The organism is Blautia sp. JLR.GB0024, from assembly GCF_037000545.1.
GTDB classification, from domain to species: domain Bacteria; phylum Bacillota; class Clostridia; order Lachnospirales; family Lachnospiraceae; genus Blautia; species Blautia celeris.
On record NZ_JBANBF010000001.1, the window covers coordinates 760,385 to 776,731 of the forward strand.

Sequence of the window (16,347 nt, forward strand, 5' to 3'; positions counted from 1 at the left end):
ATTACAAGCAAGGAGGATAACAATGTCAGAAAAAATCGTACAGACTGCAGGAAGAGATCAATTAGGAGAATTTGCTCCGTCATTTGCACATTTCAATGATGACATCTTATTTGGTGAGGAATGGAACAGCCAGTCCATCGATCTGAAAACAAGATGCATGATTACTGTGGTAGCATTGGTGTCATCAGGGATCACCGATTCCTCTCTGATCTATCATTTGCAGAATGCAAAAGCACATGGAGTGACAAAGGAAGAAATCGCAGATGTTCTCACCCACATTGCCTTTTATGTAGGATGGCCAAAAGGATGGGCGGCATTTAAGCTGGCGAAAGAAGTATGGAATGAGACGGAAAAGGAAGAGACGGAGAAAGACAAGTTCCAGAATACCATCTTTTTCCCTGTAGGAATGCCAAATGATGGGTTTGCACAGTACTTTACCGGACAGAGTTATCTGGCCCCGGTTTCTTCCGAACAGGTAGGTATTTACAATGTGACGTTTGAGCCGGGATGCCGTAATAACTGGCATATCCATCAGGCGGACAAAGGCGGAGGGCAGATCCTCATCTGTGTAGGCGGACGAGGCTATTATCAGGAATGGGGGAAAGAACCTGTTGAGATGAAGCCGGGTGATTGTATCAATATTCCTGTAGGAGTGAAGCATTGGCACGGTGCGGCGCCGGACAGCTGGTTTGCCCATCTGGCCATAGAAGTGCCTGCAGAAAACGGATCAAATGAATGGCTGGAAGCGGTTAATGATGAACAGTATGGAAAATTGAGATGATTTGGTGACTACTAAAAACCGGCATTGCTTTAAAAGTGATGCCGGTAACCGTGATCGGAACTATGAATGGAGAACATCCAACCTGGACACTGGTGGCCCATGTGGGAATCATCGGACACGACAGAGTTCCAGTAACGCCGCACTTTATCAATCAGTTTATCAAAGATACGAAGAAACTGTCCATCAACATGGTAGGCATGGTTGAAAAAATAAAAGGTAAAAGTACAGATATTTTATCGATTGTACAAACGGAAGAAGAAATTCGAGAGAGGGTAAAAGATGTTTTTGATAATATCATTGTGGAAAGAACACAGAAATTAATTATTTTTATTGATGAATTAGATCGCTGTAAACCGACATTTGCCATAGAAATGTTAGAAAGGATAAAACATTACTTTGAAGATGACCGCATTATATTTGTAGTATCTGTAAATAAAGAACAATTGGTACATACCATATCCAATTATTATGGTAGTGGATTTGATGCTACTAGATATTTGAATAAATTTTTTGATGAAAATGTAAATTTACCAGAAATGAGCAGTTACTCAAAGCGTACTGTTGAATGTGGTAACACTAATACTGAAAAAACATATTGGTTAACAAAGATTGCAGATGAGCTAGGGATGTGTTATCATTTATCACTTAGAGATAAACTTATTTATAGAAGTAGCCTTGTATGATTTTATTAGATATTGTTGATGCAAATGAGAAGAAAAAATTTATAGAAGGCAACAGCGATTTTGTAGAAAAGACTTTACCTCAGATTGAAATTTATAAGCAATTTGTTCTTAGAGTTATAGGCGATGGAAGCAGAGACGAACAAGAGAAAAAACCAAAAAGCAAGCTGGAGTCTATAAAAGAATTCAGTTTGCTTTTTATGTACACAGAAATAATGCACAGTACACAATTGTGCTTTCTGCTAAAGCCAGTAAATTCAAGGCATAAGAGGGATAGGCTACATTTTATTATCCAATCTGGCATGGCCAGGCACCGAGAATTATCAATACTTTTCTGGAGAACTTTGATTTTTCTGGAAAAACAATAGTTCCATTCTGCACTTCCGGTGGGAGTGGTATAGGAGAAAGTGCAGAAAATCTGCATTCACTATGTTCTGACAATGCAATCTGGCTTAACGGTGACAGACTGAGCGGTGGCTTGTCGCGTTCCGATATGATAGAATGGATTGATGGCCTCGGACTCAATATTACTGCTAATTAGTTGGTGAAAATGATACAAGGATATAATTAACAGCATCTTAAAAAGATGAGGTTACCAGGGTATGGAGGATGTTTATGAAATATAGAATCAATAAACGAACAAATGATAAAATCAGTGTCATTGGATTTGGTACCTCTTATATAGCAGAGGCAGAAGAGAAGGATGCCGTCTCTGCTATACGCAGAGCCTATGAAGGTGGAATCAATTATTATGACCTGGCAACTGCGGAAGGCAGGACATTTTCGTATTTTGGTAAAGCGCTGGCTGATGTAAGAAAAGAGGCTTTCTATCAGATGCACTTTGGCGCAGATTATTCTGCTGGTACATATGGATGGAGTACGGATGGTGATACGGTTAAACGCAGCATTGCGTGGCAGCTTGAAAAACTGGGTACAGACTATATTGATTATGGATTTATCCACTGTATTGATGAAATGACGGACTGGAAGGAGTATCAACGAAACGGTGCGCTCCAGTATCTTTTGGGATTAAAAAGTCAGGGAGTTGTCCGCCATATCGGTCTGTCATCGCACACTCCCGCAACCATTCAGCGGGTACTGGAGGATGTTCCGGTGGATATGTTGATGTTCTCGATTAATCCGGGATATGATTATCAAAAGGGGGAATATGCCAAAGGTTCTGTTGATGAACGCACTGCCGTCTATCGCCGCTGCGAAGCGGAAGGAATCGGTATTTCCGCCATGAAGCCTTTCTCTGGAGGCCAGATGCTGGATGCATCCATTTCTCCCTTTGGGAAAGCACTCACACAGTATCAATGTATCCAGTATGCTTTAGACAGACCAGGGGTGTTGACGGTTCTTCCTGGAATGAGCAGTGTGGAACAAGTAGAGCATCTGCTTGGTTTTTTTGAGGCAGGTGAAGAGGAGAAAGATTATTCTGTTATCGGTTCCTTCAGTCCCGCAGAGGCCGTTGGAACATGCGTTTACTGCAATCATTGCAAACCATGTCCTATAGGAATTGACATTGGACTGATCAATAAATATTATGACCTCGCTAAGAATGGCGATTCTATGGCGGCAAAGCATTATCAAGGGCTGGAGGTTCACGCAGATAACTGTATCCAATGCGGACACTGCAACAGCCGCTGTCCGTTTAGGGTAGATCAGATGGCACGGATGGAAGCGATTGCTGATTACTTCGGTCAATATTTTTCCTTATAAGATCCAGAAAGGCTTTCACCGCAGGCGAAAACGTTTGGTATTTTTTTGTTACAATGTACAAATCCACAGACAGTTCAGGGATTATGGGGCGGAAAGTCAGGTTTCGCCCTTCCGTGTTGACCAGGCGGTCAAGGCAGAGCGCATAGCCGATGCCATGTTCCACCATAAAGGTAGCATTATAAATCAGATTGTAGGTGGCGACAACATTCAGGACAGAGTAATCTGACCCGAACCACTCTAATTCCTGATGCCCGGAAAAGGTCTGCTCTGCCAGAATCATGGGCAGGACTTTTAACTGGTCGATATTGACTGCTTCCTGCTTGGCGAGTTCACAATCTTTCGGGATTAAGAGTCCAAATGTATCTTTTTGATGAATGTTAAGGTAATCATATTTTTCCTGCCGTAATGGTCCAAGCAGGAGTCCCATATCTACAAGCCCCTTGTCAAGCCGCTCCAAAACATGATCCGCATCACCACTGTGTGTGTGAAACCGGACATCGGGATATTGTACATGAAACTCTCGAAGACATCCGGTAATCCAATCCATAACGATGGTTTCCCCACAGCCAATGGAAATGTCTCCGCACAAATCCTCTGTATCCGCATGAAGAGCGGCTTCTGTATTTTCAAGCAATTCCAAAATCTCCTGGGCGCGGTTGCGCAGGAAGGTTCCTTCCTCGGTCAGGGTGATTGTTCGTTTTCCCCTGATAAAGAGCTGCTTACCAAGCTGTTTTTCTAGGTCCATCATTTGCTTTGACAGGGTGGACTGCGTCACAAACAGCATTTCTGCTGCTTTCGTTATATTCTGTTCTCTTGCTATAGCAAGAAAATATCGTAAAAGCCTTGTCTCAATCATCGCATTATATTCTCCCATTTACAAATTTCTTCCTGTAGATTCCTCTGTTACCATTATATACTTTTTATCATTCCTGTCAACGATGATAAACTATTATTAACAACTGTTTGTAATTATATACCCATCAAATATATAATTAGGATGAACTTGAAAGGAGGGTTCCAGTTTGAAATCCGAAAATGAATATTTGAAAAGCAGTCTAAAGGATTGTGGATTTCAGGAAGAAACAGCGGCAAGGTATTTGTATTATGCAAAGGCAAGCCAGATATCCGATATGCTGAGGCTTTTGAAACAACAACGCAGAAAATTGATGGATGATCTTCATGCCGCACAGAAAAAAGTTGACACGATAGATTTTATGATTCGTTCTGTGGAACAAAAGAAGGAGGAGAACCATGAGCAATTATATCTGTAGATTAAATGAAAATGTAAAAAGAGAGCATGTCCGTTACAACAACCGATACGGTATAGCCTTGGCGGGCGATCTATATACGGCAAAGGCTATGAATCAGAAAGAGAAAAATATGGCAGTCATTGTAGGGGCGCCATATGGCGGCGTCAAGGAACAAGGTCCCTGTGTCTATGCAAACGAGCTGGCACAAAGGGGATTTGTTGTGCTGACTTTTGACCCCTGCTATATGGGAGAATCTGCTGGGGAACCCCGCCATGTTTCCTCCCCGGACCTGTTCAGTGAGAATATCAGTGCAGGCGTGGACTATTTAGGGCTTCTGCCTTATGTTGACAGGGAAAAAATTGCAGCCATTGGAATCTGCGGCAGCGGTGGCTTTTCCCTGTCAGCAGCCCAGGTCGATACAAGAATTAAAGCGGTGGTTACGGCAAGCATGTATGATATCAGTGCAGCCTCCCGTCTGGGAGCTGATAAGGAAAGTCTGCAAAAGACCAAGGAGAGACTCAGTGAACAGCGCTGGGTGGATGCTGAAAATGGCTGTCCTGAATGGATTCCATCTTATCCTGAGGAACCTGTGGAAAAGATACCGGAAGGACTTGATTCTGTTTCAGATGAGTTTTATCGTTTCTATGGCGTTAAAAGAGGACACCATCCAAATGCAAGAGCCGGTTTTACCACAACAAGCGATCTGTCATTTATCAATTATCCACTCCTTGACCATATAGATGAAATCTCCCCACGCCCGATTCTTCTAATTGTCGGCGACAGGGCTGCTTCCCGTTTCTTTAGTGAACAGGTCTATGAAAGGGCCGCAGAGCCAAAAGAACTTTATGTCGTGGAGGATGCAGAACATATTGACCTGTATGACAGAACAGACCGGATACCCTTTGATAAGATTGAAGGATTTTTAAAGGAAAACCTGAAATAAACAGGGGGATGGATATGAAAAGAATCGTAATTTTAATCTCTGCTGTATTCCTGCTGGGCATGACCGGATGCGGAAATTCAAGCAGCGCCCAACCCCTTTCTGATACTTCGGAGGAAAGCAGTACGGAACAGCAGGAAAAGCAAAAAACAGTTGAAAAAAACACTTCACAGCAGGAACATCCTGAGAGCGGACCAGTAGACAGAGAGGAGAACGAAACTATGAAAATATCTGTAAAATCAGCGAATTATGAAATGATTTATGAACTGAATAACAGCCAGGCAGCCAAAGATCTGTATGCACAGCTGCCGCTGACAATGGAAGTGGAGCCTTTCAGCAATAATGAGATGACTTTCTATCCTCCGCAAAAGCTGGATACATCAGGTACCCCTTTAAGTGGCGGCGAGGCCGGGTCCCTGTCCTATTATGAACCGTGGGGAAATGTAGTGATGTTCTATGCTCCCTGTGACCCCAACGGCAGCCTGTATGAGCTTGGAACGATTATATCCGGTAAAGAGGAAATTGATAAACTGAATGGTTCCATTACGGTTTCAGTTTATGAGGAATAGGGAGGAGAGAGGAAAAACATAAGGAGAAATGATTTATGGTAAGTAATGTAAAATTAAGTAATGGAACCTTAATGCCTATGGAGGGCTTTGGTGTATTTCAGGTGACAGACCCTGCCGTTTGTGAACAGACAATAATAGAAGCCATTAAAACAGGATACCGCCTGATTGACACGGCAAGCTCTTACCAAAACGAGGAAGCAGTAGGAAGAGCAATCCAGAAATCCGCTGTTCCACGAGGGGAACTTTTTATCACGACAAAGGCTTATATCCAGCAGATGGGATATGACAAGACCATGCAGGCTTTTGAAGAGTCGCTTCAAAAGCTGGGACTTGATTATCTGGACTTATATCTGATTCATATGCCCTTTGGAGATTACTATGGTTCCTGGCGGGCCATGGAAGAATTATATAAGGCAGGAAAAATCAGGGCCATCGGTGTCTGTAACTTTATGCCGGACCGCCTGCTGGACTTATGCAATAATGTGAAAATTATTCCCCAAGTGAATCAGATTGAGCGTCATCCCCACTACCAGCGTCTGGGAGATATGCAGGTTATGAAAGAATTAGGAGTACAGCCTCAGGCATGGGCACCATTTGCGGAGGGACTAAAAGGGATGTTTACGGAGCCGGTTTTGATGGAGATTGCAGCAAAGCACAGTAAGACGCCGGCACAGGTGATTCTGCGCTGGAATGTGCAGCAGGATGTAATTGTCATTCCGAAATCTGTTCATAAGGAGCGTATGGCAGAAAATCTGAATATCTGGGATTTTGAGCTGGATGCGGAGGATATAGAGAAAATCAGCGGACTTGATAAAGACTGTCCGTCTATGCTGGATACCAGAAAAATTAGTGAGGTGAAAAGGGTATATGATTACCTCAAAAATCCGGTTTTGACCAGTTTATAATTGATTTGCACGCCTAACCTTAATGCCAGGCGAGAAATAAGCAGGGAGATGCTCCTACGAAAGGAGCATCTCCTTTAGGATACTGATAAACTTCCCGGCGGGCTTGGAAAATATTTGGTATTTCTTCCAGATAATGCTGATTTCGTTCTCCAGGACTGGATATAGAGGTCGGAAACAAAGTGGGCTGTCTCCACCGGTGTTGATGATTTTATCAAGCCCGACAGCATATCCAAATCCTTCCTCGACCATTAAAGAAGCATTAAACAAGAGGTTATAGGTGGCGACGATATTCAGGTCGGATATGTCCTGTTTCATCCATTGGGAAAAACTGCCGCCCTTATCCTCCTGCTGGGATAAAATCAAAGGCTTGTCCAGCAGGTCTTCCGGTGAAACAGTTTCCTTTTGTGCCAGTGGTGAATCCCTGCGCATCAATACGCCCCAGATGTCTTTATTTTTCATCTTTAATGCATTATATTTTGTCAAGTCCACAGGACCAAGCATAATTCCGAAATCAATGAGTCCTTTGTCCAGCTGCTCCGTGACGTAGACCGCATTTCCGCTGGAAATATGAAAATGAACTCCAGGGTGGGAGTCCTGTAAGTTTTTCGCAGCTTTTGCAATTTCCCGGACTGCATCTGTTTCACCTGTGCCAATATAGATATCACCCATGAGGATATCATCTGCAAGTAAAATTTCTTTTTCTGTTTTTTCAACCAAATCCATAATTTCTTCTGCACGTTTCCGTAAAATCATGCCTTCCTCGGTCAGTGTCACCTTCCGTGAACCTTTTGTCCCGCGGATTAAAAGCTGTCTGCCCAGTTCTTCTTCCATATTTTTGATTTGAGTGGAAAGTGTGGGCTGGGACAGATGCAGGGACTCAGCAGCCCGTATAATGCTTTGCTCCCTTGCAACAGCAAGAAAGTATTGAAGTACCCGTAATTCCATAAGGACCTCCTTTGAGATAATGATTCATGGCTTGTCAGTTTTATATCTTCTGCAAATTAGTATATCACGACATACGATAGGCTTCAACTATAGATAAGAATATAATATAAGTATTGGCTATTTGCATGATGGCAGATTATACTATGTTCGAAGAACAATAAAGGAGGGAATGAGAATTCATGTTAGAGTCCACTTCCCGTAAAGCAATCATTCAAAATCTGGAGGATGCAGGGTGCGGGACAGATGCCATTAAAAAATTTATGACATTTTTTGAAGAGGGTAATGTAAAAGAACAGTTATTGCTGTTGGAGGGTCACAGAGAACAGCTTCTGAATGAAGTGCATAAAGAAGAGCAGCGGATTTCCTGTCTGGATTACCTTGTCTACCAAATTGCAAAAAACGAAGCTTGATATGATTGAAAGGAGAAAAGAACAGTGAGTAAGAAAATTTTGATTATATCCTCAAGTCTGCGAAGAGGAAGCAATTCAGAAATTCTGGCAGATGAGTTCATGCGTGGTGCCAGGGAAGCAGGGCATCAGGCAGAAAAAATCAGTCTGAGAGATAAAACAATTGGGTTTTGCAAAGGATGTCTTGCCTGCCAGAAAACAGGGCATTGTGTCATCCAGGATGATGCGGCAGGTATTGCAGAAAAAATGAAAAGTGCAGATGTAATCGCATTTGCCACACCGATATATTACTACGAAATGAGCGGACAGCTAAAAACCATGCTTGACAGAGCGAATCCTCTGTTTTCGTCAGAGTATGCGTTCCGGGAGATTTACCTGCTTACATCCGCTGCGGAGCAGGAGGAAACTGCCACAGATGGGGCAGAAAAAGGTCTGCAGGGATGGATAGACTGCTTTGAAAAAGCACGGTTTGCAGGAATCGTATTTGCCGGCGGAGTGAATGGCACTGGAGAGGTAAAGGACCATCCGGCACTGAAAAAAGCTTTTGAGCTAGGAAAGAATGTCTAATAGAAAGCAGAAAAGGCCTGGGTGAGAAAGTCAGGAAAACAGAGAATAAAAACAAAGAAAGGGAGTAGCTTAACGATGGATGCAAAAATGTTAGAAGGAAAAGTTGCGGTTATTACAGGAGCCAGCTATGGCATGGGGCAGACAATGGCAGAACTTTTTGCCGAGGAAGGAGCCAGTGTGGTACTTACAGCCAGAGGCAGAGAAAAACTGAATCAGGTGGTGGAAGGAATCCGTGCCAGAGGTGGACAAGCCATCGGTGTGGTGGCAGATGTATGTTCCACAGAAGATACAAAAAAGGTAATGGAAAAAACTCTGGAAACTTTTGGAGATCTGGATATCCTGATCAACAACGCAGGAATCGGTGAGCAGAAGATGATTGATGAGACAGAGGATGAATGGATGAAGTATGTAATGGATACGAATCTTGGGGGACCTATGCGGTATATCCGGGAAGCACTGAAAATATTTATGCCGAAAAATGAAGGCGTCATCATCAATATCTCTTCCGTGAATGGAACCCGCCCGTTTTGCGGAGCTACTTACACATCCACAAAGGGAGCATTAAATACTCTGACAAAAAATGTTGCCATGAGGCTGGTAAACACAAATATCAGATGTAATGCAGTGGCACCGGGAGCTACCGTTACACCGGCACATCTGGCGAACCGTGCAGGAGAGCAGCCGGGGGGAGCAAAAATGCTTGAGTACAGCGGACATTATGTTTATTTTCCGGGACCGGAGTGTGACCCTATGGACCAGGCATATGCCTGCCTGTATCTGGCAAGTAAGATGGGAAAGGCTGTACGTGGTCAGGTTCTGCAGGTATGTAACGGAGCTTTTCTTTAAATTAAGAAATCAGAAGATGATAAGGAGATGTAAAATATGTTAGGAAATTTTGTGTTTTCAAACCCGACAAAACTTTATTTTGGAGAGGATTCTCTGAACTATTTAAATGAAGAATTACCTAAATATGGTAAGAATGTACAGCTTGTATATGGCGGAGGTTCCATTAAAAAGACAGGTATTTACGACAAGGTTATGGCAATCTTAAAAGCGAATGGAAAGGAAATCTTTGAGGATGGCGGTGTTATGCCAAACCCGACGGTTGAAAAACTTAAGGAAGGCATCCAGATTGCAAGAAAGAATCAGGTGGACTTTATTCTGGCAGTGGGCGGCGGTTCCTGCTGTGATTACGCCAAAGCGGTTTCTGTGTCTGTAAACTGCAAGGAAGATCCGTGGGAAAAGTATTATCTGAAATTCGAGGATGTGGATGCAGATACTAAAATTATTCCGGTAGGATGTGTGCTGACTATGGTTGGAACCGGGTCTGAGATGAATGGTGGAGCAGTCATCACGAACCACGAAAGCAAGTTGAAAATCGGTCACATTTTTGGAGAGAATGTATTTCCTAAATTTGCGGTATTGAATCCGACGTTTACTTATTCACTGCCAAAGTATCAGATGGTATCCGGAATCTATGATATCCTGAATCATATCTGCGAGCAATATTTCTCAGGGGAAGATGACAACACCTCCGATTATCTGATGGAAGGCTTAATGCGGTCACTGATCCACAGTTCCCGGATTGCAGTAAAAGAGCCGGAAAATTATGAGGCCAGAAGCAATATTATGTGGACGGCCACATGGGCGCTCAATACGCTGGTTGCTATGGGAAAAACGACTGACTGGATGGTGCATATGCTTGGCCAGGCAGTGGGGGCGCATACAGATGCTGCCCACGGGATGACGCTTTCTGCAGTATCCCTGCCATATTACCGGTATATCATGCCTTATGGCCTTGCGAAATTCAAACGTTTTGCCGTGAATGTCTGGGAAGTAGATGCAAAAGGGAAAACGGATGAAGAGGCTGCCATAGAAGGATTAAACTCCATGGAAACATGGATGAAAGAAATCGGGGTAGTCATGAATATCACAGAACTGGGCGTGAAAGAAGATATGCTGGATGACCTTGTGGAGAGTACCCTTATCATGGAAGGCGGTTATAAAGTGCTGACCAGGGAAGAAATCAGGAAAACCTTTAAAGAAAGTATGTAAAATAATGTTCCTATATGTGCAGGAGTGTACCAATCCTAACCGGATGAAGTATACTCCTGTTTTTATGTATTTTGTAAAGAACCTCCACAATCCTCAAGGTTTTTAAATATACCATGAATTTGTGTTATGAATTAGAAAAAACTATAAAAAACTATTAAATATAAGTATTGGCTATGATGCAACAGTCTATGTTAAGATAAAAAAATGGAAGAGAACCAGCAGGGAAGAGAAATTGCGAAGTGAAAAAGGAGAAATCGAAAGATGAAAATAGCAGTGGTTGATGATTCAAAAGAGGATGCTGCCCTTATTGTTACCTATTTGGAACGATTTGAAAGGGAAAACAGCCAGAGTTTTCAGATTAAAGTATTTTATGCAAGCATTGATTTTTTGGAAGAGTACAAAGGTGACTATGACGTTGTTTTTCTTGATATTGAGATGCCGGGAAGCGATGGCCTGGAAGTGGCACGGGAAATCCGTTCCAAAGACCAGTCTGTAGGAATTATTTTTATTACAAGCCTGGCACAGTATGCGATTGAAGGATATGCCGTGCAGGCGATTGACTTTATGGTAAAGCCTGTGGGGTACTACAATTTTTCCACAAAGCTTCAAAAAGCATTTCGGTTTATCGAAACCCACAGAGAAAAGGATATTTTAATCAATAATAAGGAAGGTATATTCCGGATTCGGGTTTCTGAGATTTTATACATAGAAAAAGAACGTGATTATCTGCTTTTTCACATGAAAGAGGACTGCTTTAGCACCAGAGGAAGTATAAAGGAAATCAAGGATAAAATGAGCGGCCTCCCTTTTTCTGAATGTACTTCCGGATGTTTGGTTCATCTGCATTATATAAAGAGGATTGGTAAAGACAGTGTACTGCTGACTTCAGGACAGGAGCTGCCCCTTTCCAGAAGGCAGAAGAAAACGTTTACACAGGACTATATTCAATTTATGGGAGGAATGTAAGATGCTATATTACTTTTTAGAACATCTTTATATACAGTTTCCGTTTCAGCTGCTTGTATCAGAAGCAATATTTTTGATTGGCTTGCCAAAGAAAAAGCGTTTTTTCCTACGGTTCATACTGGGACTGGCTGTGCAGATTACTCTGAGCGCTTTGTGGGAAACTGTGCTTATTCCGTTGGAACGTAATTCGTTGTTTCCATATGTGCTGCTTTATCTGGGGTATGCATTTCTGACAGTGATTCCAATCATGGGCAGTTTTGACATTGGCTTTCGGGAATTGGTGTTTATTTTGGCAGGTGGGTATGCCACAGAGCATATGGTCTTTGCGCTTAGCAGAATTGGTCTTTATTTGTTACGTCACTCTTATCCGTTATATGGCAGCCTTTCGCATCTTTTTATTACACGGTATTTTATCTATGTTGCGGGGGCGCTAGTGGTGTACTTTTTGATTATTTATTCAAAAAGTAAGGAAAATCAGCAAAGAGACAGTGATTTCCGGATTGTTTTGCTTGCACTTGTTATCATGGTCTTTGCTATTGGATTCAGTGTTTACTGGTCTTATCCCGGAGAGTTTGCCGGGACACCGTTGGGCGAGGTCATCTGTCCTGCCTATAGTTTTCTGTGCTGTGCGCTTGTTCTGCTAATGGAATATTACGTGCTCCGTGAGAATGCAATGAAGCATGAACGGGAGATGATGGAGCAGCTTCTTGAGATATCCAGCGCACAGCAGCAGAGTTCAAAAGAAGCCATTGATATTATCAACATGAAGTGCCACGATTTAAAGCACCAGATGAGAGCCCTTGAAAAAATAGCAGATGACAGGACAAGAAGTGAATATCTGCAGGAAATCAGGGATGCCGTATCAATTTATGACGCTACATACCATACCGGATGCAGTGCGCTGGATTATGTACTCAGAGAAAAAACATTGATTTTTAATGAGAGAAATATCCAGTTTAGTTGTATGGTGGAGGGGAAAATGATCTCTTATATGGCTTCTGCGGATGTGTATGCACTTATGGGGAATGCACTGGATAATGCTATGGAACGCATGGAAAAAGAGAAGGAAGAAGAGCGTATCATCAGTCTGCAGATCAAATGCCGCCATGACATGGTTTTGATTCATCTTGAGAACAGGTGCAGCAGTGAGCTGGAATTTCGAGATGGCATGCCGGTTACAGAGAAAAAGGACAGGACAAGACATGGATTTGGAGTGAAAAGTATGCGCTATATTGTAGAAAAATATCATGGGGAGATGATGCTGTCCATAAGCGATGGTAAGTTCAATCTGGATATGCTGTTTCCCTCAGCAATCGAAGGATAATAAAGGGAAGAATAACCGATTATCGCAGAATAACGACCGATTTTCGCATTTTAAGTTATTGAGCGTTTTCTTTTTTTATAATACTCCCATAACAAGAAAAGAGAGGTTGGGAGGAAGAAAAATGATTCAATTTTTAATTGATGTGCTGACCCCGGTTTTTACCAATATGGGGGTCAGTGAAACAGATGTGCAGCAGTATGTGCGTTCTTTGGCTGGTTATATCTATGCCATTGTGGGGCTGTTTGCCGTTGCTGTGGTTGTCATGATTGCAGCACACTGGCTGGTGAAAAAAGGAACCAGACACGTAGTCCGTTTTGGTGCAGGGATATCCTGGATATTGATTGTGACAGTCCTGGCGAATGTGATTTGCTTTGGGCCGATGTATAACAATCTGGCCCCTATTCTGAATGGAAGAGGTTCTGTTTCAGAAGAGTCTATGGCAGCATCCAGGGAGATTATTAAAGAAACCGGTGAAGAAGGTATGGCACTGGTTAAAAATGACGGAACGCTCCCACTTGAGAAAGGTTCTAATATTAATGTATTTGGCTGGGCATCCACAAGTCCTATTTACGGTGGAACAGGTTCCGGCTCGGCTTCGAATTCTGGAAACGTGGATATTCTTACATCCCTTACAGATGCCGGGTTCCATGTGAACCAGAGCCTTGTTGACATGTACAAGGAGTATAAACCAGACAGAAATATTGGCGGAAACGTGGTCAGTGTTTTCTTTACAGACTGGTCACTGCCGGAGCCTACCGTGGATCATTATACAGAGGAACTGATGCAGGAGGCGAAAGATTTTTCTGACACATCCGTCATTGTGTTATCAAGGTCCGGCGGCGAAGGCCAGGATGTCCCGCTTGACATGAAAGCGGTTATCGATGGTACTTACGACCCCAAGGATGAGGTTGCCAACGGGAATGAAGAGTATAAGTATTTTGCCTGCAATTATGATAATAATGGTGACTATGACGATTTTGATGAAGGTGAAAGCTATCTGGAACTTTCCAATACAGAGGAAGCCATGATTGAGAAAGTATGCTCTGAATTTGACAATGTGGTCGTTGTAATCAATTCCAATAACCCCATGGAGCTTGGGTGGGTAGATGAATATGACAGCATCGGTTCCGTGATTCTGACACCGGGAACAGGGGCAACAGGAATGGCAGCTTTAGGTGAAATCCTGAATGGCTCGGTGAATCCATCCGGAAGAACCGTGGATACCTATGTGTACGACCTGGCAGATACACCTACATACAACAATTATGGAAACTTTGCATTCAACAATGTGGAAGATCTGAAAGCAGAGCTTACCAAAGCGGATGTGGCCTATCAAGGAGCCCTTCCTTTTGTAAACTACGTAGAAGATATTTACGTGGGATATAAATTCTACGAAACAGCAGCAGAAGAAAACCTAATTAACTATGAAGAAAAGGTGCAATACCCGTTCGGATTCGGATTAAGCTATACGACATTCACCCAGGAGCTTACGGAAGCGGTTGACCAGGGAGACCGTATTTTAGTGAAGGTATCCGTGACGAATACCGGAGACACAGCAGGAAAAGATGTGGTGGAGCTTTATTACACACCGCCATATACCAACGGAGGTATTGAGAAAGCGAGTGTAAATTTGATTGACTTTGGCAAGACAAAGCAGCTGGAACCGGGAGAATCTGAGGAGCTTTCCTTTGAGATTGCAAAGGAGGATATGGCGGCTTATGATGCCAGAGGAATTAAGACAGAAAATGGAGGGTATGTGCTGGAAGCAGGGGATTACATCCTTTCCATCCGGTCAGATTCCCATAATGTACTGGACGAAGAAACCATCCATGTGGAAGCAGATATAAGCTATGAATCAGAGAAAAGGGAGTCAGATAAAATAACTGCGGTAAATCAGTTCCAGGATTACTCTGCAGGAGAGGTGACTTATCTGTCCCGTGCAGATGGATTTGCAAACTATGAAGAAGCGACTGCACCGCCGTCAGAGGACATGTATGTCATGGATGATGAGACAAAGGCATTTGTTGCTGAAAAGTCTGTTGCACATTATGATTCCAAGAAATACGACAATCCGAAGGATGAGATGCCTATGACAGATGCGGACAATGGTGTAACAGCTGCAGACCTGACAGGAAAGGATTATGATGACCCTCTGTGGGAAGATCTGCTGGATCAATTGTCCGTGGAAGATATGATCAGCATGGTAAATCTGGGCGGATTCCAGACAGTTGCCGTAGATTCTATTGGAAAAGTGGGAACGCTGGATTCTGATGGAACCTCCGGATTAAATGACTGGTATATTGGCGTGTATGGTACGGCATATTCTACGGAATTACTTATTGCACAGACCTGGAATAAAGAACTTGCCCACCGGATTGGGGAGGCACAGGGAGCAGAATATGCAGACTGCCGTATCTTTGGAGCATATGCACCGGCCATGAATATCCACCGCTCTGCATTTACCGGGCGTAACTTTGAATATTATTCCGAGGACGGGGTTCTGTCTGGGCATATGGCTTCCAACATAGTGAACGGAATGGCAACAAAAGGCGTATATGCCTATCTGAAGCATTTTGCTCTGAATGAACAGGAAACAAACCGCTGCAGTCTGCTTCTGACTTATTCGGACGAGCAGGCAATCCGTGAGATTTACCTGAAGCCCTTTGAAATCTGTGTCAAGAATTTTGATGGAAAATCACTGGCGGTCATGTCCTCATTTAACTTTATCGGTGATAGATGGACAGGAGCCAATGCAAATCTGCTGAATACGGTGCTACGGGACGAATGGGGATTCCGGGGGATGGTACTGTCTGACTGGAACGGCTCTTATGGTTACCAGAATACGGACGATGCTGTCCGCAATGGAAATGACGCCATGCTTGGATTCTTTACCGCAGAGTCCAACCAGATTACCAACACCTCACCGACTATGGTGCTTGCCATGAGGCAGGCATGTAAAAATATCCTCTATACCGTGGTCAACAGTGGCAATTATACCATTCCGGACCCGGATGCAGATAAAATGCCAAATATGACAAAACTGTTTATCTGTATTGATACTGCTGTAACAGTTGTTTCTCTTAGCATTATGGCGGTTGTGCTGGTTTGTTATTTTAAAAAGAAGAAAAAAGCGACAATCGAAGTAGTTCCAAAAACAGAAAAGGAATAATCAATAGGTTCGGGGCTTCTTGATAATATGAGAAGCCCTGTCTTTCTATAAAGGCACGCACAGCATG

The 16,347-nt window shown here is 43.1% G+C and carries 18 protein-coding genes; 16 read left to right on the forward strand and 2 right to left on the reverse strand.

All coding sequences use genetic code 11. The annotated features are described in order from the left end of the window. The first annotated feature begins 22 nt into the window (after window positions 1-22). From V8Q34_RS03455 to V8Q34_RS03475, 5 genes are all read left to right on the forward strand, one after another. Window positions 23-781 carry a carboxymuconolactone decarboxylase family protein gene (locus tag V8Q34_RS03455; RefSeq protein ID WP_103732346.1) on the forward strand — a complete coding sequence of 253 codons (759 nt, stop codon included), beginning with the start codon at window positions 23-25 and terminating at the stop codon, window positions 779-781. Window positions 782-882: 101 nt separating this feature from the next. Beyond that, a complete protein-coding gene (locus V8Q34_RS03460) occupies window positions 883-1,464 on the forward strand; it encodes a KAP family P-loop NTPase fold protein (RefSeq protein ID WP_335834808.1) in 582 nt (193 codons plus the stop codon). Beyond that, window positions 1,461-1,829: a hypothetical protein gene (locus tag V8Q34_RS03465; protein WP_335834809.1), complete on the forward strand. Its 369-nt coding sequence runs from the start codon at window positions 1,461-1,463 to the stop codon at window positions 1,827-1,829. Before V8Q34_RS03460 ends, V8Q34_RS03465 begins: the two co-directional genes overlap by 4 nt. Then, on the forward strand, window positions 1,796-2,002 hold the full coding sequence (locus V8Q34_RS03470; protein WP_335834911.1) for a flavodoxin: 207 nt from the start codon (window positions 1,796-1,798) through the stop codon (window positions 2,000-2,002). Before V8Q34_RS03465 ends, V8Q34_RS03470 begins: the two co-directional genes overlap by 34 nt. 74 nt (window positions 2,003-2,076) lie before the next feature. Further along, entirely contained in the window at window positions 2,077-3,183 is a 1,107-nt protein-coding gene (locus tag V8Q34_RS03475; RefSeq protein ID WP_335834810.1) for an aldo/keto reductase, read from the forward strand. On the opposite strand, the gene V8Q34_RS03480 is transcribed toward V8Q34_RS03475, so the two are convergent. After that, entirely contained in the window at window positions 3,116-4,057 is a 942-nt protein-coding gene (locus tag V8Q34_RS03480; RefSeq protein ID WP_335834811.1) for a LysR family transcriptional regulator, read from the reverse strand. The genes V8Q34_RS03475 and V8Q34_RS03480 overlap by 68 nt on opposite strands. 148 nt (window positions 4,058-4,205) lie before the next feature. On the opposite strand from V8Q34_RS03480, the gene V8Q34_RS03485 reads away from it, so the two are divergent. The 4 genes from V8Q34_RS03485 to V8Q34_RS03500 are packed head-to-tail and all read left to right on the forward strand — an operon-like array spanning window position 4,206 to window position 6,847. After that, window positions 4,206-4,454 (forward strand): hypothetical protein, encoded by a 249-nt coding sequence (locus V8Q34_RS03485; protein ID WP_335834812.1) that lies wholly within the window; start codon window positions 4,206-4,208, stop codon window positions 4,452-4,454. Then, window positions 4,435-5,376, forward strand: a complete 942-nt coding sequence (locus V8Q34_RS03490; protein WP_335834813.1) for an alpha/beta hydrolase — start codon at window positions 4,435-4,437, stop codon at window positions 5,374-5,376. The genes V8Q34_RS03485 and V8Q34_RS03490 overlap by 20 nt, the downstream gene beginning before the upstream one ends. Before the next feature lie 14 nt (window positions 5,377-5,390). Further along, entirely contained in the window at window positions 5,391-5,942 is a 552-nt protein-coding gene (locus tag V8Q34_RS03495) for a cyclophilin-like fold protein (RefSeq protein WP_335834814.1), read from the forward strand. Between the two features lie 35 nt (window positions 5,943-5,977). Next, window positions 5,978-6,847 carry an aldo/keto reductase gene (locus V8Q34_RS03500; RefSeq protein ID WP_335834815.1) on the forward strand — a complete coding sequence of 290 codons (870 nt, stop codon included), beginning with the start codon at window positions 5,978-5,980 and terminating at the stop codon, window positions 6,845-6,847. Between the two features lie 54 nt (window positions 6,848-6,901). Here the strand turns inward: V8Q34_RS03500 and V8Q34_RS03505 are convergent, their stop codons facing one another. Further along, complete coding sequence (locus V8Q34_RS03505) at window positions 6,902-7,792, reverse strand: LysR family transcriptional regulator (protein WP_335834816.1); 891 nt, start codon at window positions 7,790-7,792, stop codon at window positions 6,902-6,904. A gap of 179 nt (window positions 7,793-7,971) precedes the next feature. Between V8Q34_RS03505 and V8Q34_RS03510 the strand changes: the two genes are divergently transcribed. The 7 genes from V8Q34_RS03510 (at window position 7,972) to V8Q34_RS03540 (ending at window position 16,280) form a co-directional block, all read left to right on the forward strand. Continuing rightward, on the forward strand, window positions 7,972-8,202 hold the full coding sequence (locus V8Q34_RS03510) for a hypothetical protein (protein ID WP_335834817.1): 231 nt from the start codon (window positions 7,972-7,974) through the stop codon (window positions 8,200-8,202). Between the two features lie 24 nt (window positions 8,203-8,226). Then, entirely contained in the window at window positions 8,227-8,766 is a 540-nt protein-coding gene (locus V8Q34_RS03515) for a flavodoxin family protein (protein WP_335834818.1), read from the forward strand. A 75-nt stretch (window positions 8,767-8,841) separates the two neighbouring features. After that, on the forward strand, window positions 8,842-9,612 hold the full coding sequence (locus tag V8Q34_RS03520) for an SDR family NAD(P)-dependent oxidoreductase (RefSeq protein WP_335834819.1): 771 nt from the start codon (window positions 8,842-8,844) through the stop codon (window positions 9,610-9,612). Between the two features lie 36 nt (window positions 9,613-9,648). Beyond that, window positions 9,649-10,821, forward strand: coding sequence for an iron-containing alcohol dehydrogenase (locus tag V8Q34_RS03525; RefSeq protein WP_335834820.1), 1,173 nt, complete (start codon window positions 9,649-9,651; stop codon window positions 10,819-10,821). Window positions 10,822-11,082: 261 nt separating this feature from the next. Beyond that, complete coding sequence (locus V8Q34_RS03530; RefSeq protein WP_335834821.1) at window positions 11,083-11,787, forward strand: LytR/AlgR family response regulator transcription factor; 705 nt, start codon at window positions 11,083-11,085, stop codon at window positions 11,785-11,787. Window positions 11,788-11,860: 73 nt separating this feature from the next. After that, complete coding sequence (locus tag V8Q34_RS03535; protein WP_335834822.1) at window positions 11,861-13,111, forward strand: GHKL domain-containing protein; 1,251 nt, start codon at window positions 11,861-11,863, stop codon at window positions 13,109-13,111. A 121-nt stretch (window positions 13,112-13,232) separates the two neighbouring features. After that, complete coding sequence (locus V8Q34_RS03540; protein ID WP_335834823.1) at window positions 13,233-16,280, forward strand: glycoside hydrolase family 3 N-terminal domain-containing protein; 3,048 nt, start codon at window positions 13,233-13,235, stop codon at window positions 16,278-16,280. Window positions 16,281-16,347: the final 67 nt, after the last annotated feature.